This window comes from Rariglobus hedericola (genome assembly GCF_007559335.1).
Lineage (GTDB): Bacteria > Verrucomicrobiota > Verrucomicrobiia > Opitutales > Opitutaceae > Rariglobus > Rariglobus hedericola.
In genome coordinates this window covers 895829-914641 of record NZ_VMBG01000002.1, presented here as the reverse complement: position 1 = coordinate 914641, position 18813 = coordinate 895829, and the positions used below count along the sequence as shown (strand labels likewise).

The following is an 18813-nucleotide window of genomic DNA, read 5'->3' as shown; positions in this document are numbered from 1 at the left end:
CCTACATTAGAGAAACCCAGAGGTGCACGGGGTGCACATGGGATACTGCTAAAGTAAAGTATGTAAGAACAGAGTCGGTGGTTAACTCAAACGTTGATGGTGATGTCAACGCCCGAAGGCAGATTTAATTTCTTGAGCTCATCGACCGTCTGAGCGGTCGGCTCGATGATGTCGATGAGGCGCTTGTGCGTGCGCGTTTCGAACTGCTCCATGGACTTCTTGTCGACGTGCGGCGAACGGTTGACCGTAAGCTTCTCGATGCGAGTGGGAAGAGGGATCGGGCCAGAAACACGAGCGCCGGAGCGCTTGGCGGTCTCGACGATTTCCGAAGCGGACTGATCGATGACGCGATAGTCGTAGCCTTGGAGTTTGATGCGGATGCGTTGACCTTTCATGACGATAAAAAGAACGAAGTATTAGGTGCGAGCGGGAGCCTTGGTGGAGGACTCGACGATCTTGGTGAGGAGCGAGTTCGGAACCTGCTCGAAATGGGAGGGGGAAATGGAGGCGCTGGCGCGGCCCTTGGAGAGCGATCGGATGTCGGTGACGTAACCGAAGAGCATCTCAAGCGGAACGTGCGAGTTGATGATACAAGCAGCGTTCTTGGACTCCATGCCGTTGATACGGCCGCGACGACGGTTGATATCGCCGATGAGGTCGCCCTGATACTCTTCAGGAGTGGTCACCTCGACGAGCATGATAGGCTCGAGGAGGATCGGCTTGGCCTCTTTCATGGCATCCTTGAACGCGAAGATGCCGGCCATCTTGAACGCCATTTCGGACGAGTCTACGTCGTGGAAGGAACCGTCAACGATACGGATGATGACATCGACCACCGGATAACCGGCGACGACACCATTGTTCGCAGCTTCGAGAATACCTTCCGTCGAGGGCTTGATGAATTCCTTCGGGATCGAACCACCAACAGTCTCGTTAATGACTTCGACGCCCTTGCCCTTTTCGTTGGGCTCCATCTTGACGACGACATGGCCGTATTGGCCCTTACCGCCGGACTGACGGATGAACTTACCTTCGCCATCTGAGGAAGTGGTGATCGTCTCGCGATACGCGATCTGCGGCTTGCCCGAGGTCGCCTCGACCTTGAACTCGCGCTTCATGCGATCGATGATGATTTCGAGGTGAAGCTCACCCATGCCGGCGAGAATGGTCTGGCCGGTGTCGGTGTCGGTCTTGACGCGGAGAGTCGGATCCTCAGCGACGAGGCGCTGGAGAGCGGTGCCGAGTTTCTCTTGGTCAGCCTTCGAGTTCGGCTCGATGGACATTGCGATAACCGGCTCAGGGAAGGACGGGGGTTCGAGACGAACGTCGTAATCTTCGTTGCAGAGCGTGTCACCGGTGATGACTTCCTTGACGCCAACGAGGGCGCAAATGTCACCCGAGTAAGCGGCGTCGATTTCCTCGCGATCCATGGCGCGCATGAGCACAAGACGGCTGACGCGCTCGGAACGGCGGGTGCGGGGATTGTAGAGGGAGGTGCCCTTCTGGAGAGTGCCAGTGTAAACGCGGTAGAACACCAGCTTGCCGACGAACGGGTCGGTCCAGAGCTTGAAGGCGAGGCCGGCGAGCTTGGCATTGTCGTCAACGACAACTTCAACCTCTTTGCCATCGCTGTCCTGACCCTTCATCGGGGGAACGTCGATCGGGCTGGGCAGATAGTTAACCACGCAGTCCAGAAGACGCTGCACACCCTTCTTCTTGAAGGCGGAACCGGGGATCACGCCGGTGAACTTCATGGAAACGGTGGCCTTGCGGACCGCAGTCATGAGAGCGTCGGAAGTGATCTCTTCGCCATTGAGGTAGTCCTCGGCGAGCTTGTCGTCGAAATCGGACGCAGCCTCGATCAGCTTTTCGCGATACTCCTTGGCCTGAGCAGCATACTCGGCAGGGATCGGGTGGCGCGTCGGGTTAAGATCCATGTCAGCCGGATCGATGAACATGTAGGCGATGTTCTGGACGAGGTCCACAACACCCGCGAAGTTCTCTTCCTTACCGATCGGAATGAAGAGGGGATGGGCGTTGGCACCAAGCTTCTCGCGCATTTCAGACACAGCGCGGAAGAAATCGGCACCGGTGCGGTCCATCTTGTTGATGAAGGCAACGCGGGGAACGCCGTATTTGTTGGCCTGACGCCAAACGGTCTCGGACTGGGGCTGCACGCCGGCGACGGCGCAGAACACAGCAACGGCACCGTCGAGAACGCGCATGGAGCGCTCAACCTCGGCCGTGAAGTCCACGTGTCCGGGCGTGTCGATGATGTTGACGCGCTGCTTGATTCCCTTCCACGGACCGCACGAAGCGTTCCAGGCGCAGGAAATAGCGGCGGCGGTGATCGTGATACCACGTTCACGCTCCTGCTCCATCCAGTCAGTCACGGCAGTGCCTTCGTGCACTTCGCCCATCTTGTGAACGCTGCCCGAGTAAAACAGGATGCGTTCAGAAGTGGTCGTTTTGCCGGCGTCAATGTGCGCGGCAATACCGATGTTACGGGTCCACTCGAGGGGGAAGGGACGGTTCTTGGAGTTAACCGGAGAAACCTTCGACTTGTCGGTGACGATAGTGATGACGGGAGCGTCGGACATGAGCAGCAATTAAACTAACGGCTTACCAGCGGAGGTGGGCGAAGGCGCGATTGGCCTGGGCCATCTTGTGAGTATCTTCCTTCTTCTTAACGACGCTGCCCGTGTTGTTGTAGGCATCGACGATTTCGGAAGCCAAGGCGTCCTTCATGGGAGTGCCCTTGCGGCCAGTGGCGGCTTTCACGATCCAACGGAGAGCAAGGCTCTCCTGGCGCTCGTAGGAAATTTCCACGGGAACCTGGTAGGTGGCACCACCGACGCGGCGGCTCTTCACTTCAAGACGAGGACGGGCGTTTTCGAGAGCACCGATCATCAGATCAACCGGATCACCCTTTTCGAGTTTCTCGGAGACCTTCTCAAAGGCACCGTAAACGATGCGCTCGGCGGTGTTCTTCTTACCATCCTGCATCACCACATTAACGAGGTGAGCGACGAGGGTGCTGTTGTAGCGGATATCGGGCGTCGTTTGACGCTTAACTGCTTTGCGGCGGCGTGACATGGTCTAGGTGTTCCTTAGGGTTGGTTTACTTCTTGGCGGCCTTAGGACGCTTGACGCCGTATTTGGAACGGCTGCGACGGCGCTTTTCGACGCCGGTGGCGTCGAGGGTGCCACGGACAATGTGGTAGCGAACACCAGGCAAGTCCTTAACGCGGCCACCGCGCACGAGCACAATGGAGTGCTCTTGGAGGTTGTGGCCCTCGTCGGGAATGTAGGAGATCACTTCGCTGCCATTGGTCAGACGAACCTTCGCGACCTTACGGATAGCGGAGTTGGGCTTCTTGGGGGTGCGGGTCATGACCTGCACGCAAACGCCACGGCGGAAGGGGTTACCCTCGAGAGCGGGCGACTTGGACTTCGCGCGAATTTGACGACGTCCCTTGCGCACGAGTTGGTTGATGGTTGGCATATCGAAGTGTTGCTATGAAATGAGGAAAAGAGGCGGAAGCTACCAAGCCGGGAAATGTCGGCAAGCAGATTCTAGGAAAAATAATTGACGCCCGGAAAAACCAACGTTTTGGCGCGGTTTTTTTCGGATTAAAGCGTTCGCCCGTGCAACCGGACAACGCGCAAGAAGGGAATGTGAGGTTTAAGCCAACCGGAAGCCTCTCACCGCCACAAGGGCAAAGTAGCGACGCGCGTGGCGAGGCCCTACCCCACCCCGCCTACCAGACCAATCCGCTTACACCGCACGAAACCAGATAATGAAAACAACCCCAGGAATACCAAAATCCAACCGTGATCACTCCCACCCTTGATGATGCGCACAGGCCACCCCCAATGAGGATTCCCCCTCCCCGCAGGCCCGCCACGCGCAACATCAAACCCGCAGCGATACACAAACCACAGAAAAACTTATAACGTATTCAAAATTTGAATATGTATCCATTTTTAAGATACCAATACTCGATTCATGGGTGCACAAAAAAGCCGCGGGCTTTTGGCCCGCGGCTTTGAGGTTTTCACCAGATCAACCGGCCTGGGAAGCGACAGGCTCCTCAGTAGGGAGCTCTTCGCCAAACGGCAGACTGATACGGAGGTTCTTGTAGGCAGGCAGACCGGTGCCGGCAGGGATCAAGTGACCCATGATGACGTTTTCCTTGAAGCCCTTCAAGAGGTCCACCTTGCCTAGGGTTGAGGCGTCGGTCAGCACGCGGGTCGTCTCTTGGAACGACGCAGCAGAGATGAACGATTCGGTCTCGAGGGAGGCCTTGGTGATACCGAGGAGGATCGGCTCGGCTTCAGCAGGCTTGCCGCCGGCTTCGTCGAGACGCTTGTTGTCGGCCAGGAAGGCGGCGCGATCAACCTGCTCACCCCAGAAGTATTCGCTGTCACCCGGATCGGTGATGCGAACCTTGCGGAGCATCTGGCGGATGATGATTTCGATGTGCTTGTCGTTAATCGTCACGCCCTGCAGGCGGTAAACCTCCTGCACCTGGCCGATGAGGAACTCATACAGCGCGGACGGCCCGAGGATTTCCAAGATCTCGTGCGGATCGGCGGAGCCTTCCGTGAGATGCTGGCCCTTGTGGACGACGTCACCCGGCTGCACGATGATGTGCTTGCCGGTCGGGATGAGATGCTCCTCTTCCTGGGCGGTCTCTTCGTTACGAACGACCAGCTTGCGCTTGCCGCGCAGCGTGCCTTCGAACGAAACAACGCCGTCGATACGGGCCATCTCGGCGGCATCCTTCGGACGACGGGCTTCGAAGAGCTCGGCGACGCGGGGAAGACCACCCGTGATGTCCTTGGTCTTGGACGCCTGACGCGGCGTCTTGGCGAGCAAGGAACCGGGAGCGATGATATCACCTTCCTGAACCGCGATCTGCGCGCCGACCGGAATGGCGTAGGCAGCGATGGCCTTGCCCTTCTCGTCGCGAACCTCGATCTGCGGATTGAGGTCTTCCTTGTGCTCGATGACGACCGTGGCGATGCGGCCCGACGATTCGTCGAGTTCGCGCTTCACGGTGACACCGGGGATCATGTCCTTGAACCCGAGCGTGCCGCCCTTTTCAGAGAGCACGGGGATGTTATACGGATCCCACTGGGCGAGCACGGCACCCTTCTCGATCTTGGCGCCATCGCCAACATGCAGGAAGGAGCCGACCACAATGTTGTAGGTCTCGAGTTCGCGATCATCGGTATCCAGAATCTGGATAGTGCCGGTTTTGTTGAGCACGATGGCGGCACCGTCGGCCGTTTCCACCAGGCGCAGGCCCTTGTAGCGAACGGTTCCGGAGCTGCGGACGCGGATCTCGGGCGTTTTGAATCCGCCGGAAGCGACGCCACCGATGTGGAACGTGCGCATCGTGAGCTGCGTGCCGGGTTCGCCGATGGACTGGGCGGCGATGATGCCGACGGAGTCACCCTGCTTGGCGAGACGGTTGGTGGCGGGGTGAATGCCGTAGCTCTTCGCATCGATGCCATTGGGGCTGATCGAAGTAAGGGGCGACATGATCTTCACGCGCTCGATGCCGCAATCAATGATCTTGATCGAGAGCTCTTCGCTGATGAGGTCACCGGAAGCGACCAGCAGCTCGGACGGGTTGAGCGGGTTGTAGATATCATCGGACGAGCAACGGCCGACGATACGTTCACGAAGGTTGATGATTTCGTCGTCACCTTCGAAGATCGACTTCTTCCAGATGCCATCACGGCTGCCGGTGTCTTCTTCGGAAATGATCACGTCCATGGCGACGTCGCACAGCTTACGGGTGAGGTAGCCGGCGTCGGCAGTCTTGAGCGCGGTGTCGGCGAGACCCTTGCGGGCGCCGTGGGTCGAGATGAAGTATTCGAGAACCGTGAGGCCTTCGCGGAACGAGGACAGAATCGGGCGCTCAATGATTTCGCCCGAAGGCTTGGCCATAAGACCGCGGGTGCCGCACAGCTGACGAACCTGCTGTTTGTTACCGCGCGCGCCGGAGTCCATCATGATGTAGACCGGGTTAACCTCGGTCTTGCCATCGTTGTTCTCCAGCTTGGCGAATACGGCCTTGGCGATCTTGTCGGTCGCACCGGTCCAGATATCGACGACCTTATTGTAGCGTTCGCCGTCGGTGATGATACCCTTATTGAACTGGGCTTCGACCTCGGTGATCTTCTTACGGGAATCGATGACGATGTCTTTCTTATCCTCAGGGATAATCATGTCGTCGATACCGATGGAGATACCGGCGTGCATGGCGGTCTGGAAGCCGAGCTCCTTGAGCTTGTCGAGGGTCTCAACGGTGACGCTGTCGCCGGCCACCTTGTAGGTGTTCAGGATGAGGTCGCCGAGCTTGCCCTTCGGAACAGGGAAGTTCACGAAGCCGAGACCGGCGGGCCAGATCTGGTTGAAGATCACGCGACCCACAGTGGTGCGGATCGTGCGTTTTTCGGGGTTGCCGAAAACGGTTTCGCGCTGGAAGTCGGGATTAGGAACCTCGACCCAGTCATGCATCTTGAGCGCGCCATCAGCCTTAACGAAGAGAACTTCCTGGAGGCCGGAGAGCAGCGGAACATGCACGCCCTTTTCGGGCTTTTTGCGCGGCTCGATCGTGAGGTAGTAGGCACCGAGAACGATGTCCTGCGAGGGCGTCAAAATCGGCTTGCCGGAGGACGGCGAGAAGATGTTGTTCGTCGCCATCATGAGGAGTTTGCACTCCATGACAGCCTCGAGGGACAACGGAACGTGCACGGCCATCTGGTCACCGTCGAAGTCAGCGTTGTAAGCTGTGCAGACGAGCGGGTGAACGCGGATCGCCTCGCCCTCGATCAGGACGGGTTCGAACGCCTGAATGGACAGACGGTGAAGGGTCGGCGCACGATTCAGGAGAACCGGGTGGCCCTTGGTGACTTCTTCCAAGATGTCCCAGACTTCAGGGGACTTCTTCTCGATCATCTTGCGGGCACCGCGGACGGTGTGCACGAAGCCGAGTTCCTTGAGGCGGCGAATGATGAACGGTTCGAAGAGAACCAGCGCCATCTTCTTGGGGAGACCGCATTGGTTGAGCTTGAGCTCGGGACCGATGACGATGACGGAACGGCCGGAGTAGTCCACGCGCTTGCCGAGCAAGTTTTGGCGGAAACGACCCTGCTTGCCCTTGAGCATGTCCGAGAGGGACTTCAAGGGACGGTTGCCGGCGCCCGTGACGGGACGACCGTGGCGACCGTTGTCGAACAGAGCGTCAACGGCTTCCTGCAACATGCGCTTTTCGTTATGGATGATAACGTCAGGCGTCTTGAGCTGCATCAGGTTGCGCAAACGGTTATTGCGGTTGATGACGCGGCGATAGAGATCGTTCAGGTCGGACGTCGCGAAACGGCCGCCTTCGAGGGGAACGAGGGGACGGAGGTCGGGCGGGATGACGGGCAGCACTTCGAGGACCATCCACTCGGGACGGGACTGGGAGTGGATGAAGCCCTGGATGACCTTGAGACGCTTCGAGAGCTTCTTTTTGATCTGCTTGGACTTGGTGGCGCGCATCTGCTCCTGGAGCTCGGCGACGGTCGCCTCCATGTCGGTCTTGACGAGGCAGTCACGGACGGCCTCGGCACCCATCTTGGCGACGAAGGAGTCGTCACCGTATTCGTCGAGGGCCTGGCGGTATTCGACGTCGGTGAGGAGCTGCTTCAGTTCGAGCGGGGTCTTGCCCGGATCGACGACCATGTAGTTCTCATAGTAGATGACGCGCTCGAGCGAACGAGCGGTCATGTCGAGGAGAAGGCCGAGGCGCGAAGGCATCGACTTGAGGAACCAGATGTGGGCGACGGGCACAGCGAGTTCGATGTGGCCCATGCGCTCGCGACGAACGCGGGAGATGGTCACTTCGACGCCGCAACGATCGCAGACGACGTCCTTGTATTTGATGCGCTTGTATTTTCCGCAGGCGCACTCGTAGTCACGGACCGGTCCGAAGATCTTTTGGCAGAAAAGACCACCCGGCTCGGGCTTGAAGGTGCGGTAATTGATCGTCTCGGGGTTCTTGACCTCGCCCTTGGACCAGGCGCGGATCGTCTCCGGAGAGGAGACGGTGATGGAGACGCAGTCGAACGGGCTCTCTTCCAGACCGAGCGCGGCGCGAGTTTCTTCGCGGGCACCGGCGGCAACTTCGTTGGGTTGAATGCTCATATTGAGTTATATCCCTGATGTATTCGTTAAATGGTGACGTGAACCGGATCAGGCGGTGAGACCGCCGAGGGCATCGCGCTTGTTGAGCTTGATATCCAGACCGAGGGACTGGATTTCCTTGATCAACACGTTGAAGGACTCGGGCGTGCCCGCGACCAGCGTGTTGTCGCCCTTGACGAGCGACTCGTAGATCTTGGTGCGACCCTGCACGTCGTCGGACTTGACGGTGAGGAGCTCCTGGAGGGTGTGCGCCGCGCCGTAAGCTTCGAGCGCCCACACTTCCATTTCGCCGAAACGCTGACCGCCGTATTGGGCTTTGCCGCCCAACGGCTGCTGCGTGACGAGGGAGTAAGGACCGACCGCGCGGGCGTGGATCTTGTGGGACACAAGATGGTTCAGCTTCATCATGTAGATGTAGCCGACCACGACCTCTTGATCGATCTTCTCACCGGTGCGTCCGTCGAAGAGCGAGCTCTTACCAGAGGTGGGGAGCTTCGCTTCCTTCAGATATTCGCGGATTTTCTTTTCAGGAATACCATCGAACACCGGCGTCGCGATCTTGAGACCGAGCTTTTTACAGGCCCAACCGAGATGCGTTTCAAGAACCTGACCGATGTTCATGCGCGAAGGCACGCCCAAGGGGTTCAAGCAGATTTCGATCGGGGTGCCGTCCGGAAGGAACGGCATGTCTTCCTGGGGAACGATCTTGGCGACCACACCCTTGTTACCGTGACGACCGGCCATCTTGTCACCGACCTCAAGCTTGTGCTTGGTGGCGATGTAGACTTTGACCTGCTTGATAGCGCCGTTGCCGTTGTCTTCACCGGCTTCGATGCTGTTGACCTTGCGCTCGCGGTCAGTTTCCAGCTCGTCGAACTTCGACTGGTAGGAACCGATGATTTCCATGATCTTGATACGAACCGGGGACGGATCGATCTCGACGTGCTTGGAGACGGCGGCGAGCTTGCGGAGCAGCGTCTTGGTGATCTTACGGTTGGCCGGGATGATGATCTCGTTTGTCTCGCCGTTGATGACGTCGAGCGGGATCTTTTCGCCGAGGAGGATGTTGGAGAGGGCCTCGGTGAGACCTTCGCGCAACTTGTCCATCTGCGTTTTGTAATCTTCTTGGATCTGCTTGGTCTGACGGCGGCGATCGGAAGGAGAAAGCTTCTCCTTCTCGAAGTCGACGCGGCTGGAGACCTTGACGTCCATGATGATGCCGGCGACGCCGGACGGGACGACCAGCGAGGTGTCCTTAACATCAGCGGCCTTCTCACCGAAGATCGCGCGGAGGAGCTTCTCCTCAGGAGCGAGCTCGGTCTCGGACTTCGGGGTGATCTTACCGACGAGGATGTCACCAGGTTTCACTTCGGCACCGATGCGAATGACGCCGTTGTGGTCGAGGTTCTTGAGAGCCTCTTCGCCCACGTTAGGGATATCGCGCGTGATTTCCTCCGGCCCGAGCTTGGTGTCACGAGCAGTGACTTCAAACTCCTGGATGTGGATGGAAGTGAAGATGTCTTCCTTGAGCACCTTTTCGGAGATCAGGATAGCGTCTTCGAAGTTGTAACCGTTCCAGGGCATGAACGCCACAAGCACGTTACGGCCGAGGGCCATTTCTCCCTTTTCGGTCGAAGGACCGTCAGCGATGATGTCGCCGGCTTTGATCTTCTGGCCCTTGTCGACGATCGGCTTCTGATTGAAGCAGGTGCCGGCGTTGGAGCGCATGAACTTGCGGAGCTCGTAAACGTAAACGCCGTTCTTGGCGTCGGTCTTCGGGCTCTTGTCAAAGTTGCGCGGGAGTTCGCCGTCTTTGGTGATGACGACCATCTTGGCGTCGGAGTAGGCAACGATGCCCGAATCCTCGGCGACGACGACGATCTTGGAGTCGCGAGCGACGCGCTCTTCGATACCGGTGCCAACAAACGGCGACTCGGCTTGGAGGAGAGGAACGCCCTGACGTTGCATGTTCGCACCCATCAGCGCGCGATTGGCGTCGTCGTGCTCAAGGAACGGAATCATGCCGGCCGCGATCGAGATGACCTGCTTGGGCGAGACGTCCATGTAGTGGACTTCGGCGGCGACGACTTCAAGGAACTCGCCGTCCTGACGGACGGTGACCTTGCCCACGAAGTGGTTCTTGTCGTCGAGTTCGGAGTTGGCCTGAGCAATGACCTTGGCCTCTTCCTGGTCGGCGGTGAGATAGTCGATCTTGTCGGTGACCTTGCCGTCTTTAACCTGGCGGTAAGGCGTCTCGATGAAACCAAACTCGTTGACGCGAGCGTAGGTCGAGAGCGAGTTGATCAGACCGATGTTCGGACCTTCGGGCGTTTCGATCGGGCAGATGCGGCCGTAGTGGGACGGATGAACGTCACGCACTTCGAAGCCGGCACGCTCACGATTAAGACCGCCCGGTCCGAGCGCAGAGAGACGACGCTTGTGCGTGACCTCGGCGAGGGGATTGATCTGGTCCATGAACTGCGACAGCTGCGAACGGGCGAAGAAATCGCGGATGACCGTGGTGAGAGCCTTCGGGTTGATCAGCTTCTGGGGCGTGATCGAATCGACGGACTGGTCATACATGGTCATGCGCTCGCGAACGAGACGCTCGGTGCGGCTGAGGCCGACGCGGCACTGATTGGCGAGGAGCTCGCCGACGGTGCGGACGCGGCGTGAACCGAGATGGTCGATGTCGTCCACGACGCCCTCGCCGCGCTTGAGGCGGACGAGATACTTGGTGGCGGCGGTGATGTCACCGGACTCGAGAATGCGCTGCTCAAGGTCAACCTTGAGGCCGAGCTTCTGGTTGATCTTGTAACGGCCGACGCGACCGAGGTCGTAGCGCTTCGGGTCGAAGAACAAACGCTTGAGGAGGGCCTTGGCGTTGGCGGTGGTCGGGGGCTCGCCCGGACGCAGACGCTTGTAGATTTCCTTGAGGGCCTCTTCTTCGTTGCGGGTCGGGTCCTTCTTGAGGGCGCGGATGATGGCGCCTTCGTCGGAGGACGTATCGATCACGCGGATACTCGAGATGCCGTGCTTCTCGAAGGTGCGCACGATCTGCTTCGTGAGGGGCTCAAAGGCACGGGCGAGAACGACGCCCTTCTGGGCATCGATCGCATCCTCAACGAGGACGAGGGTGGAGACGTTCTCGAGGTCGAGGGCTTTGGAGATCTTGATGTCCTTGATCTCATAGAAGAGGTTCAGGATATCGATATCAGAGCTGTAACCGATGGCGCGGAGCAGGGTCGTGATGAGGAACTTGCGGCGACGGCGACGGCGGTCGAGATAGACGTAAAGGAGATCGTTATTGTCGAACTGGACCTCGAGCCAGGTGCCGCGGTCAGGAATGACACGGAAAGAATGGAGGGGCTTGCCGTTGGCATGCGGTGCCACTTCGAAGGCGATGCCGGGCGAACGGTGGAGCTGGGAGACGACGACGCGCTCGGCGCCGTTGATGATGAAGGAGCCGCGCTCGGTCACCATGGGGATCTCGCCCATGTAGATTTCTTCATCCTTGATGAAGTCTTCCTCGCGGAGGCGGAGCTTCACGTAGAGGGGCACCGAATAGGTGATGCCTTCCTTGATACACTCGAGCTCGGAGTTCTTGGAATCACCGAGCGTGTAAGAGACGTATTCGAGGACGAGGCGGGCATCGTAGGACTCGATGGGGAACACCTCGCGGAACACAGCCTCAAGACCCTGGGGCTTGCGTTGCTTCTCAGGGATTCCCTTCTGAAGGAAATCGAGATATGACGTGATCTGGATTTCGATCAGGTTCGGCGGAACAATAACTTCACGGAGTTTGCCGAAGTTGATGCGGTCAGGTTGATTGCGAACGGCCATGGGTGATCCCGGTTAGGTGGAGAGAATGGACAGAATAATCGCGGGTTTAGACGCGATAAAATCAGGGCGCACCGCTTGAAAAGCGGAGGCAGAAAACGGAAACAAAGAACGAAATGCGAAAAAGGCAAAGGACAGGCCGCGCAAATGCACGGCCTGTCCTGAAAACTGAAGACGATTTAGATCGTTAAACGCCAAGTGCTTACTTGAGTTCGACCTTGGCGCCAGCGGCCTCGAGCTTCTTCTTGATGTCTTCGGCGTCGGCCTTGGAGGCGCCTTCCTTGATGGGCTTGGGAGCGCCTTCAACGAGGTCCTTGGCTTCCTTGAGGCCCAGGCCAGTAATGGCGCGGACTTCCTTGATGACGCCGATCTTGTTCGCGCCAGCCTCGGTGAGGATGACGTTGAACTCGGTCTTCTCCTCGGCGGGAGCAGCGGCGGCGCCACCAGCGGCGGGACCGGCAGCGACGGCAGCGGCGGCGGAAACGCCCCACTTGCCTTCGAGATCTTTAACGAGGGCGGCGAGTTCGAGAACGGGCTGGGCGGACAGCCATTCGATGACTTGGTCTTTGGTGAGGTTGCTCATGGTATTAACTTCCTGGGGCGGACTAGCGGTTTCGGGAATGAAACACGTTTAAGAGACGTATCCCCTACTCTACCCCTTTGGATTTTTTGGCTTTTCGAAGATGCCGGCCGAAGCCGGCATCTTCTCAAAATGGTTGGTTGTGGATCAGGCGGCGGGTTGCTCTTTTTTGACCTTGGCGTCGAGGACGCGAACGAAGGCCGCAGCGTTGCTGGTAAGCAAGCTGAGGAACTGCGAGCGCAGCACGTCGAACGGAGGCAGGTCGGCGATCACCGCGAGTTCTTTCGCAGAGAAAACCTTCTTCTCCAGCACGCCGACTTTCACCTCAAGCTTCTGCTTCTTATCGAAGAAGGTCTTGAGAATCTTCGCGACGCCGGCCGGGTTCTTGCCGCCGACGAGGATGGCCGTGGGGCCAGCCAGCGAAGCAGCGTCGAACTCAGGCAGACCGAGGGCCTTGGCGGCCACGCGGAGGGAGCTGTTTTTGACGACGTGGAACTCGGCGTTCTCAGCGGCGAGGCTGGCGCGGAGCTCAGCGACGTCGGAAACGGTGACCTTCGAGAAATTGGCGAGGATGACGTAGTCGGACTTCTTGAGGTGCGACTCTACTTCGCTGATCAGGTATTGTTTTTCGGCTCTCATGTTGGGTTCCGATTAGAGTTTGGTGAACTCGGTTGAGGCGACGCGGACGCCGGGGCTCATCGAAGACGAGAGACCGACGCTCTTGATGTAGGTGCCCTTGAACGAGGCCGGCTTGGCCTTGCTGATGGCTTCGAGAACCGCCTGCGCGTTCTCGACGAGTTGTGCGCTCGTGAAGGAACGCTTGCCGATGCCGACGCCGATGTTGGCGGCTTTGTCCATCTTGAACTCAACACGGCCGGCCTTGACGGCCTTGATGCCAGCGGCGATGTCGTCGGTGACGGTGCCGGACTTCGGGTTGGGCATGAGGCCCTTGGGACCGAGGACGCGGGCGAGGGTGCGGACCTGCTTCATTGCTTCGGTCGTCGCGATGGCGACGTCGAAATCTAGGTAGCCTTCGCTGACCTTCTTCATGAGCTCGGCGAGGCCGGCTTCGTCGGCACCGGCCTTGAGAGCGACCTCAGGGGCATCGGTGAAAACGATCACACGGACCTTCTTGCCGGAACCATTGGGCAACGGCGTGGTGCCGCGGACCATCTGGTCACCCTGCGTCGCGTCGACGCCCAGGCGGATGGAGAGCTCGACGGTCTCGTCGAACTTGGCCTTCGGGAATTTGGAAAGGACTTCCGTGGCTTCAGCCAGGGAATAACCTTTCGTGAGATCGGCGCTCTTGACGGCGCTGACGTAGCGTTTGCTTTGTTTTACGGGCATGTATTACTCCTTGCGGTGCGAACGTCCTTGGTAGGACTCCCGCTTTGAGTGGTTGTGGTTTCTAACGAAAATTAGTCGACGACTTCGATGCCCATGTTACGGGCGGTTCCGGCGATGGTCTTGATACCAGCGGCCTCGTCCTTGGCATTCATATCGGCCTTCTTCAGCTTCCAGATCTCGGCGAGCTGCTTGGTGGTGACCTTGCCGACCTTGTCTTTGTTCGGAGCGGCGGCGCCCGAAGCGATGTTGGCGGCCTTCTTCAGGAGAACAGACGCAGGAGGCGACTTGAGGATGAAGGTGAAGGACTTGTCCGAGTAAACGGTGATGACGACCGGCAGAATCATGCCGTTCTGGTCCTTGGTCTTGGCGTTGAACTCCTTACAGAACGCCATGATGTTGACGCCTTGGGCGCCGAGCGCGGGACCGACGGGGGGCGCGGGATTGGCGGCGCCGGCGGGCAGTTGGAGACGGATGTAACCTTGGATCTTCTTGGCCATGTGAGTAAAGGAGTGGGTGTTTGGTTTTAAATTCGAACGACTGTAGGTTTAGAGAGGGCGTCGACTCACTCAGTGAGGCGCTGCACCTGCCAGTATTCGAGCTCGACCGGCGTGAACCGGCCGAAAATTGAGACGGAAATCTTGAGTTTGCCACGGGCGGGATCGATCTCGTCGATGCGGCCGGTGAGGTTGGCAAACGCACCGTCGGTGATCTTAACTTCTTCGCCGAGCTCGTAGGACACCTTGGGCACTTCTTTGCCGTTGGCTTCAGCGATGCGGGCCTTGATTTCGTCGATCTCGGATTGACGCAAAGCGGCTGGGTTTTCACCGCCGACGAAATTGATAACACCGGCAACTTCCTTGACGAAATACCACGGCTTGTTGATCAGGCGCTTTTCTTCGAAGAGGCGCATCTGAATGAAGACGTAGCCCGGATACAACTTACGAGTCTTCGTGCTCTTCTTACCATTCTTGACCTCCGAAACGACTTCGGTCGGCAAGAGGACATCGAAAATATAGTCTTCGAGTTCTTCGGCCTTTTTGAACTTCTCAATGTAAGCCTTCACCTTGTTCTCCTGGCCGGAGAGGGTGTGGAGGGCGAACCATTGGGCGCCTACGGGCGTGGTCGTTTCAGTGGACATTGGCTGCAAAAGAGGCGGGGTTAGCTAACCCAGGAGGTGAAAAGATCGACGACCTGATAAAGGGCGAAGTCGCTGATGCTGGTGAACACGCCGAGGATGACCGCGGCCACAATGACCACGATAGTCGAATCCCGCAGTTCGGTCTTGGTCGGCCAGCTGGCTTTTTTAAGCTCATCGACCATTTCACCGAAAAACAAACGGGTGCTGCGGAACGGGTTCTTCATTTAATAAAAGTGGCAGGCGCGGAGGGAATCGAACCCCCAACCAACGGTTTTGGAGACCGCTACTCTACCAATTGAGCTACACGCCTGTGGGTTGGTTTTTAGACGACGCAGCCGAGGCCCCTTTTACGAGGCCTCGGCGGGCGTGTTCTAAACAGTGAACAATTAACTTATTCGATGATCTCGGTGACGCGGCCGGCACCGATGGTGCGACCACCTTCGCGGATGGCGAAGCGCTGGGTCGTCTCCATCGCGATAGGAACGATGAGGTCGATCTCGACGGCGATGTTGTCGCCGGGCATGATCATCTCAACGCCCTTGGGCAGGTTGACGATACCAGTGACGTCCGTGGTGCGGAAGTAGAACTGGGGACGGTAACCGTTGAAGAACGGGGTGTGGCGGCCGCCCTCTTCCTTGGAGAGAACGTAGATCTCAGCCTTGGCTTTCTTGTGGGGAGTGATGGACTTCTTGGCAGCCAAAACCTGGCCGCGCTCGATGCCTTCCTTGTCGATACCGCGGAGGAGGATACCAACGTTGTCGCCAGCCTGACCGGAGTCGAGGAGCTTGCGGAACATTTCGATACCGGTAACGACAGTCTCTTTGGTGTCCTTGAGACCGACGATTTCAACGTTGTCGTTGACCTTGACGATACCGCGCTCGATACGACCGGTGGCGACGGTGCCGCGGCCGGTGATCGAGAAGACGTCTTCAACAGACATCAGGAAAGGCTTGTCCATCTCGCGAGCGGGCTCGGGGATGTCCTTGTCGATCGCAGCCATGAGGGCGGTGATCGCGTCGTTGCCCTCGGGCTTGTTGTCGAGAGCGGCGGTGGCGGAACCACGGACGATCGTGGCGGCGTCGCCATCGAACTTGTATTTGCTGAGGAGCTCGCGGATTTCCATCTCGACGAGTTCGAGGAGCTCAGGGTCATCGATGAGGTCAACCTTGTTGAGCCAGACAACGATCTTCGGAACGCCCACCTGACGGGCAAGGAGGATGTGCTCGCGGGTCTGGGGCATCGGGCCGTCAGCAGCGGAGACCACGAGGATCGCGCCGTCCATCTGGGCGGCACCGGTGATCATGTTCTTCACGAAGTCAGCGTGGCCGGGGCAATCGACGTGAGCATAGTGGCGGTTTTCGGTCTGATACTCAACGTGAGCGACCGAGATCGTGACGATCTTGGAGGCGTCACGGACGGTGCCGCCCTTAGCGATGTCCGCGTAGGTCTTGACCTCGGCGAGACCCTTACGAGCCTGAACGGCAAGAATGGCGGTCGTCGTGGTGGTTTTTCCGTGGTCAACGTGGCCGATAGTGCCGACGTTAACGTGGGGTTTGGTGCGTTCGAATGTGCCTTTAGCCATGGTGAAATGTGATGAATTTTAAGGAGCCTGTCTGAAAATGTGACTTTAAACGTAAGTGACCTGGAGCCCAGAATCGGACTCGAACCGACGACCTCGTCCTTACCAAGGACGTGCTCTACCAATTGAGCTATCTGGGCAAACTAGGAAATGGTCAAAAAACGAGAAAAGGAGTGTGGACCGTGACGAGCCGTTTTTAGGCCGTCAACTGCAATCTTGGCTTTTTTAGCGGACCGTTACGGCCCCACTCTAAACGCGTAGAATCCCTCCGAAAGTCGCTCCCCAATGCGCACGTTTCGCTTCAGATGGGAACGAAAATATTCATCTATTTCATCAGAGCCCGAACTACTGGTGACAACCAGCTCACCCACCAAGCCGGCCCGCGAAACAGAGGCCAACAACTCGAGAGGCTGCCAATCACCGATTGGGAACGCGGCCACCGCAGCTAAATCCAAGGTCAGCACCACGCGACCCGTATCGACGGCGATTGTCTCAAGCTGTCCGAGGCGCGCCGGCAACGCGCGTCCAACCTCATCCGCACGCGCCATCACTAACGGCGCATAGGGTCTCTCCGTCAGCCGCAGGCCTTGGGCAGGACTGCTCGGCACGGGCACCGGGGCTGTAAATTTCAAAGAGCCTGATCGCGTGAGTTCCGCAGGTAGTGCCGCAAAGGGTCCGCCAACCCCCGGAGTGCTTTCCTCGGGCAACGCCGGCTCGTTGCTGCTCATCCGCGTGGGGATAAACATTGGCGTGGGATCATAGGCTGCCAGTTGCTCGGCGAGTAATTCAGCCGACATAGCCCGGCCGGTCTGCGCCAACCCCAACACAGGCAGCTTCGAGCCGTCAGTCGATTGATTCGCATCCGATGGAATCTGCAACCACGCCACTGCCGCGACCACAATGAAAGCCACCGCTCCACTGACCATCACCCAAGGGAATCGTTGTTTCGCGGGCATGCGCTTAACGAATAGGTTCGGCCGCGACCTGCACAAAAGCGAAGCCTGCCGCACGCGCCATATCGTAAACCTCGGTCAAATCCCGCGTGGTGAGCGTGGCATCCGCCTGCACGAGCAAACGCAATCCGGGCCGCCCCGCCGCACGGTTGATGAGATACTGGCGCAGCCCTGCGAAGTTAACCTTGGCACCCTCCACAAAAGCCAGGTCCGCACCTTTGATGGCAATGACCACATCGGTGGCGACCGCCCCTTCCAGCGCGTTGGCCATCGCAGGCACTTCAAACGCCACGCCCAGTCCCGGCGACAACACGAAGCGAGAACCGAACAGGATGAAAAACAGCGCGATCAAGCCTCCGTTAATATAAAACAAAAACTCGAATCCACGCGGGGGCCGGCGCAAGCGCGAAGAGAGATCCAGCGGTCGCGTGATCATGATTCGATCGAGATAGACGGATCACCGGCCGTGGACTCGCCGGCACCTTCACCCTTGCGATAATCCACCAGTAGATAGCGCATGATGTCGTTGCCCGCCCACTCGATGTCGCGCACCAGCGACCGCACGCGACCATGCAAAAAATGGTAGGCCAGGTGCGCCGGAATCGCCAGCACGAGACTGCCTGCGGTTGCCAGCAACGCCTGCCACATGCCCAGCGACAAGGCCTGCGCCGTCGCATATTGGCCACCTTGCATGAACGCATGAAACGTCGTGGCCATGCCCAGCACCGTGCCGAGCAACCCCACCATCGGCGCGATCTGCGCGATGGCAGCAATCGAGCCCAGACGACGCTCCAACGAGGGCAACTCCACGACCGCCGCTTCTTGCACCGCATAACGCATCCGCGTCTCGTCGTCGTGCGCGTGAATGAGCGCGGCTTTCACTACCGCCGCCACCGGCCCGGGAGTCTCCTCGCACAGCGTCAGGGCTTCCACGATGCGGCGCTTTGCGAGGGTGTTTTTGATGCCATCCACAAACGTCGTGGATTTGATCTGCCCGCGATGCAGGTAAAACGTGCGCTCGATAAACAGAACGAGAGTGATGACTCCCATCAGCAACAGCACCCACATCATGGGGCCGCCGCTGGTCAGAATACTGGGATCAGGTGACATGGTCGGAAAGGATCAGAATGAAGATTGCAAAAAGAGAAAGGGGCAAACGTCGAAACACGG

At 58.5% G+C, this 18813-nt stretch carries 16 protein-coding genes and 2 tRNA genes; all 18 read right to left on the bottom strand.

From position 1 onward, the window contains the following. Positions 1–86 precede the first annotated feature (86 nt). The 18 genes from rpsJ to FPL22_RS14090 all read right to left on the bottom strand — a co-directional run bounded on the left by rpsJ (position 87) and on the right by FPL22_RS14090 (position 18753). Positions 87–395: a 30S ribosomal protein S10 gene (rpsJ, locus tag FPL22_RS14175; protein WP_144353641.1), complete on the bottom strand. Its 309-nt coding sequence runs from the start codon at positions 393–395 to the stop codon at positions 87–89. A gap of 21 nt (positions 396–416) precedes the next feature. Beyond that, on the bottom strand, positions 417–2600 hold the full coding sequence (gene fusA / locus FPL22_RS14170; protein ID WP_203235161.1) for an elongation factor G: 2184 nt from the start codon (positions 2598–2600) through the stop codon (positions 417–419). Between the two features lie 22 nt (positions 2601–2622). Next, positions 2623–3096 (bottom strand): 30S ribosomal protein S7, encoded by a 474-nt coding sequence (rpsG, locus tag FPL22_RS14165; RefSeq protein ID WP_144353639.1) that lies wholly within the window; start codon positions 3094–3096, stop codon positions 2623–2625. A 25-nt stretch (positions 3097–3121) separates the two neighbouring features. Further along, on the bottom strand, positions 3122–3505 hold the full coding sequence (rpsL, locus tag FPL22_RS14160) for a 30S ribosomal protein S12 (RefSeq protein WP_144353638.1): 384 nt from the start codon (positions 3503–3505) through the stop codon (positions 3122–3124). Positions 3506–4066: 561 nt separating this feature from the next. Continuing rightward, positions 4067–8206, bottom strand: coding sequence for a DNA-directed RNA polymerase subunit beta' (gene rpoC, locus FPL22_RS14155; protein ID WP_144353637.1), 4140 nt, complete (start codon positions 8204–8206; stop codon positions 4067–4069). Positions 8207–8254: 48 nt separating this feature from the next. After that, complete coding sequence (rpoB, locus tag FPL22_RS14150) at positions 8255–12049, bottom strand: DNA-directed RNA polymerase subunit beta (RefSeq protein ID WP_144353636.1); 3795 nt, start codon at positions 12047–12049, stop codon at positions 8255–8257. Positions 12050–12248: 199 nt separating this feature from the next. Further along, the gene (gene rplL, locus FPL22_RS14145; RefSeq protein WP_144353635.1) at positions 12249–12629 is read right to left on the bottom strand and encodes a 50S ribosomal protein L7/L12; all 381 of its coding nucleotides are present in this window, start codon (positions 12627–12629) and stop codon (positions 12249–12251) included. A gap of 144 nt (positions 12630–12773) precedes the next feature. After that, complete coding sequence (gene rplJ / locus FPL22_RS14140) at positions 12774–13265, bottom strand: 50S ribosomal protein L10 (RefSeq protein WP_144353634.1); 492 nt, start codon at positions 13263–13265, stop codon at positions 12774–12776. 12 nt (positions 13266–13277) lie between these two features. Beyond that, positions 13278–13973 (bottom strand): 50S ribosomal protein L1, encoded by a 696-nt coding sequence (rplA, locus tag FPL22_RS14135; protein ID WP_144353633.1) that lies wholly within the window; start codon positions 13971–13973, stop codon positions 13278–13280. Positions 13974–14044: 71 nt separating this feature from the next. Further along, complete coding sequence (gene rplK / locus FPL22_RS14130; protein WP_144353632.1) at positions 14045–14470, bottom strand: 50S ribosomal protein L11; 426 nt, start codon at positions 14468–14470, stop codon at positions 14045–14047. 65 nt (positions 14471–14535) lie between these two features. Continuing rightward, a complete protein-coding gene (gene nusG / locus FPL22_RS14125) occupies positions 14536–15111 on the bottom strand; it encodes a transcription termination/antitermination protein NusG (RefSeq protein WP_144353631.1) in 576 nt (191 codons plus the stop codon). 20 nt (positions 15112–15131) lie between these two features. After that, positions 15132–15335 (bottom strand): preprotein translocase subunit SecE, encoded by a 204-nt coding sequence (gene secE, locus FPL22_RS14120; RefSeq protein WP_144353630.1) that lies wholly within the window; start codon positions 15333–15335, stop codon positions 15132–15134. 10 nt (positions 15336–15345) lie between these two features. Then, positions 15346–15421 (bottom strand) — tRNA-Trp (locus FPL22_RS14115). An 81-nt stretch (positions 15422–15502) separates the two neighbouring features. Further along, positions 15503–16693, bottom strand: a complete 1191-nt coding sequence (tuf, locus tag FPL22_RS14110; protein ID WP_144353629.1) for an elongation factor Tu — start codon at positions 16691–16693, stop codon at positions 15503–15505. 61 nt (positions 16694–16754) lie between these two features. Further along, positions 16755–16830, bottom strand: a tRNA-Thr gene (locus FPL22_RS14105). 96 nt (positions 16831–16926) lie between these two features. Continuing rightward, positions 16927–17646 carry a hypothetical protein gene (locus FPL22_RS14100; RefSeq protein ID WP_144353628.1) on the bottom strand — a complete coding sequence of 240 codons (720 nt, stop codon included), beginning with the start codon at positions 17644–17646 and terminating at the stop codon, positions 16927–16929. A gap of 4 nt (positions 17647–17650) precedes the next feature. Continuing rightward, positions 17651–17995, bottom strand: a complete 345-nt coding sequence (locus tag FPL22_RS14095; protein ID WP_238991424.1) for an ExbD/TolR family protein — start codon at positions 17993–17995, stop codon at positions 17651–17653. An 80-nt stretch (positions 17996–18075) separates the two neighbouring features. Then, complete coding sequence (locus FPL22_RS14090; protein ID WP_144353626.1) at positions 18076–18753, bottom strand: MotA/TolQ/ExbB proton channel family protein; 678 nt, start codon at positions 18751–18753, stop codon at positions 18076–18078. Positions 18754–18813: the final 60 nt, after the last annotated feature.

Excerpts from the sequence above, each read along its gene's own strand:
- rpsJ (WP_144353641.1), bottom strand. The coding sequence starts at position 395 with ATGAAAGGTCAACGCATCCGCATCAAACTCCAAGGCTACGACTATCGC.
- fusA (WP_203235161.1), bottom strand. The coding sequence starts at position 2,600 with ATGTCCGACGCTCCCGTCATCACTATCGTCACCGACAAGTCGAAGGTT.
- FPL22_RS14090 (WP_144353626.1), bottom strand. The coding sequence starts at position 18,753 with ATGTCACCTGATCCCAGTATTCTGACCAGCGGCGGCCCCATGATGTGG.
- rplJ (WP_144353634.1), bottom strand. The coding sequence starts at position 13,265 with ATGAGAGCCGAAAAACAATACCTGATCAGCGAAGTAGAGTCGCACCTC.
- rplK (WP_144353632.1), bottom strand. The coding sequence starts at position 14,470 with ATGGCCAAGAAGATCCAAGGTTACATCCGTCTCCAACTGCCCGCCGGC.
- FPL22_RS14100 (WP_144353628.1), bottom strand. The coding sequence starts at position 17,646 with ATGCCCGCGAAACAACGATTCCCTTGGGTGATGGTCAGTGGAGCGGTG.
- rpoC (WP_144353637.1), bottom strand. The coding sequence starts at position 8,206 with ATGAGCATTCAACCCAACGAAGTTGCCGCCGGTGCCCGCGAAGAAACT.
- rpsL (WP_144353638.1), bottom strand. The coding sequence starts at position 3,505 with ATGCCAACCATCAACCAACTCGTGCGCAAGGGACGTCGTCAAATTCGC.
- rpoB (WP_144353636.1), bottom strand. The coding sequence starts at position 12,049 with ATGGCCGTTCGCAATCAACCTGACCGCATCAACTTCGGCAAACTCCGT.
- nusG (WP_144353631.1), bottom strand. The coding sequence starts at position 15,111 with ATGTCCACTGAAACGACCACGCCCGTAGGCGCCCAATGGTTCGCCCTC.
- rpsG (WP_144353639.1), bottom strand. The coding sequence starts at position 3,096 with ATGTCACGCCGCCGCAAAGCAGTTAAGCGTCAAACGACGCCCGATATC.
- secE (WP_144353630.1), bottom strand. The coding sequence starts at position 15,335 with ATGAAGAACCCGTTCCGCAGCACCCGTTTGTTTTTCGGTGAAATGGTC.
- rplA (WP_144353633.1), bottom strand. The coding sequence starts at position 13,973 with ATGCCCGTAAAACAAAGCAAACGCTACGTCAGCGCCGTCAAGAGCGCC.
- tuf (WP_144353629.1), bottom strand. The coding sequence starts at position 16,693 with ATGGCTAAAGGCACATTCGAACGCACCAAACCCCACGTTAACGTCGGC.
- rplL (WP_144353635.1), bottom strand. The coding sequence starts at position 12,629 with ATGAGCAACCTCACCAAAGACCAAGTCATCGAATGGCTGTCCGCCCAG.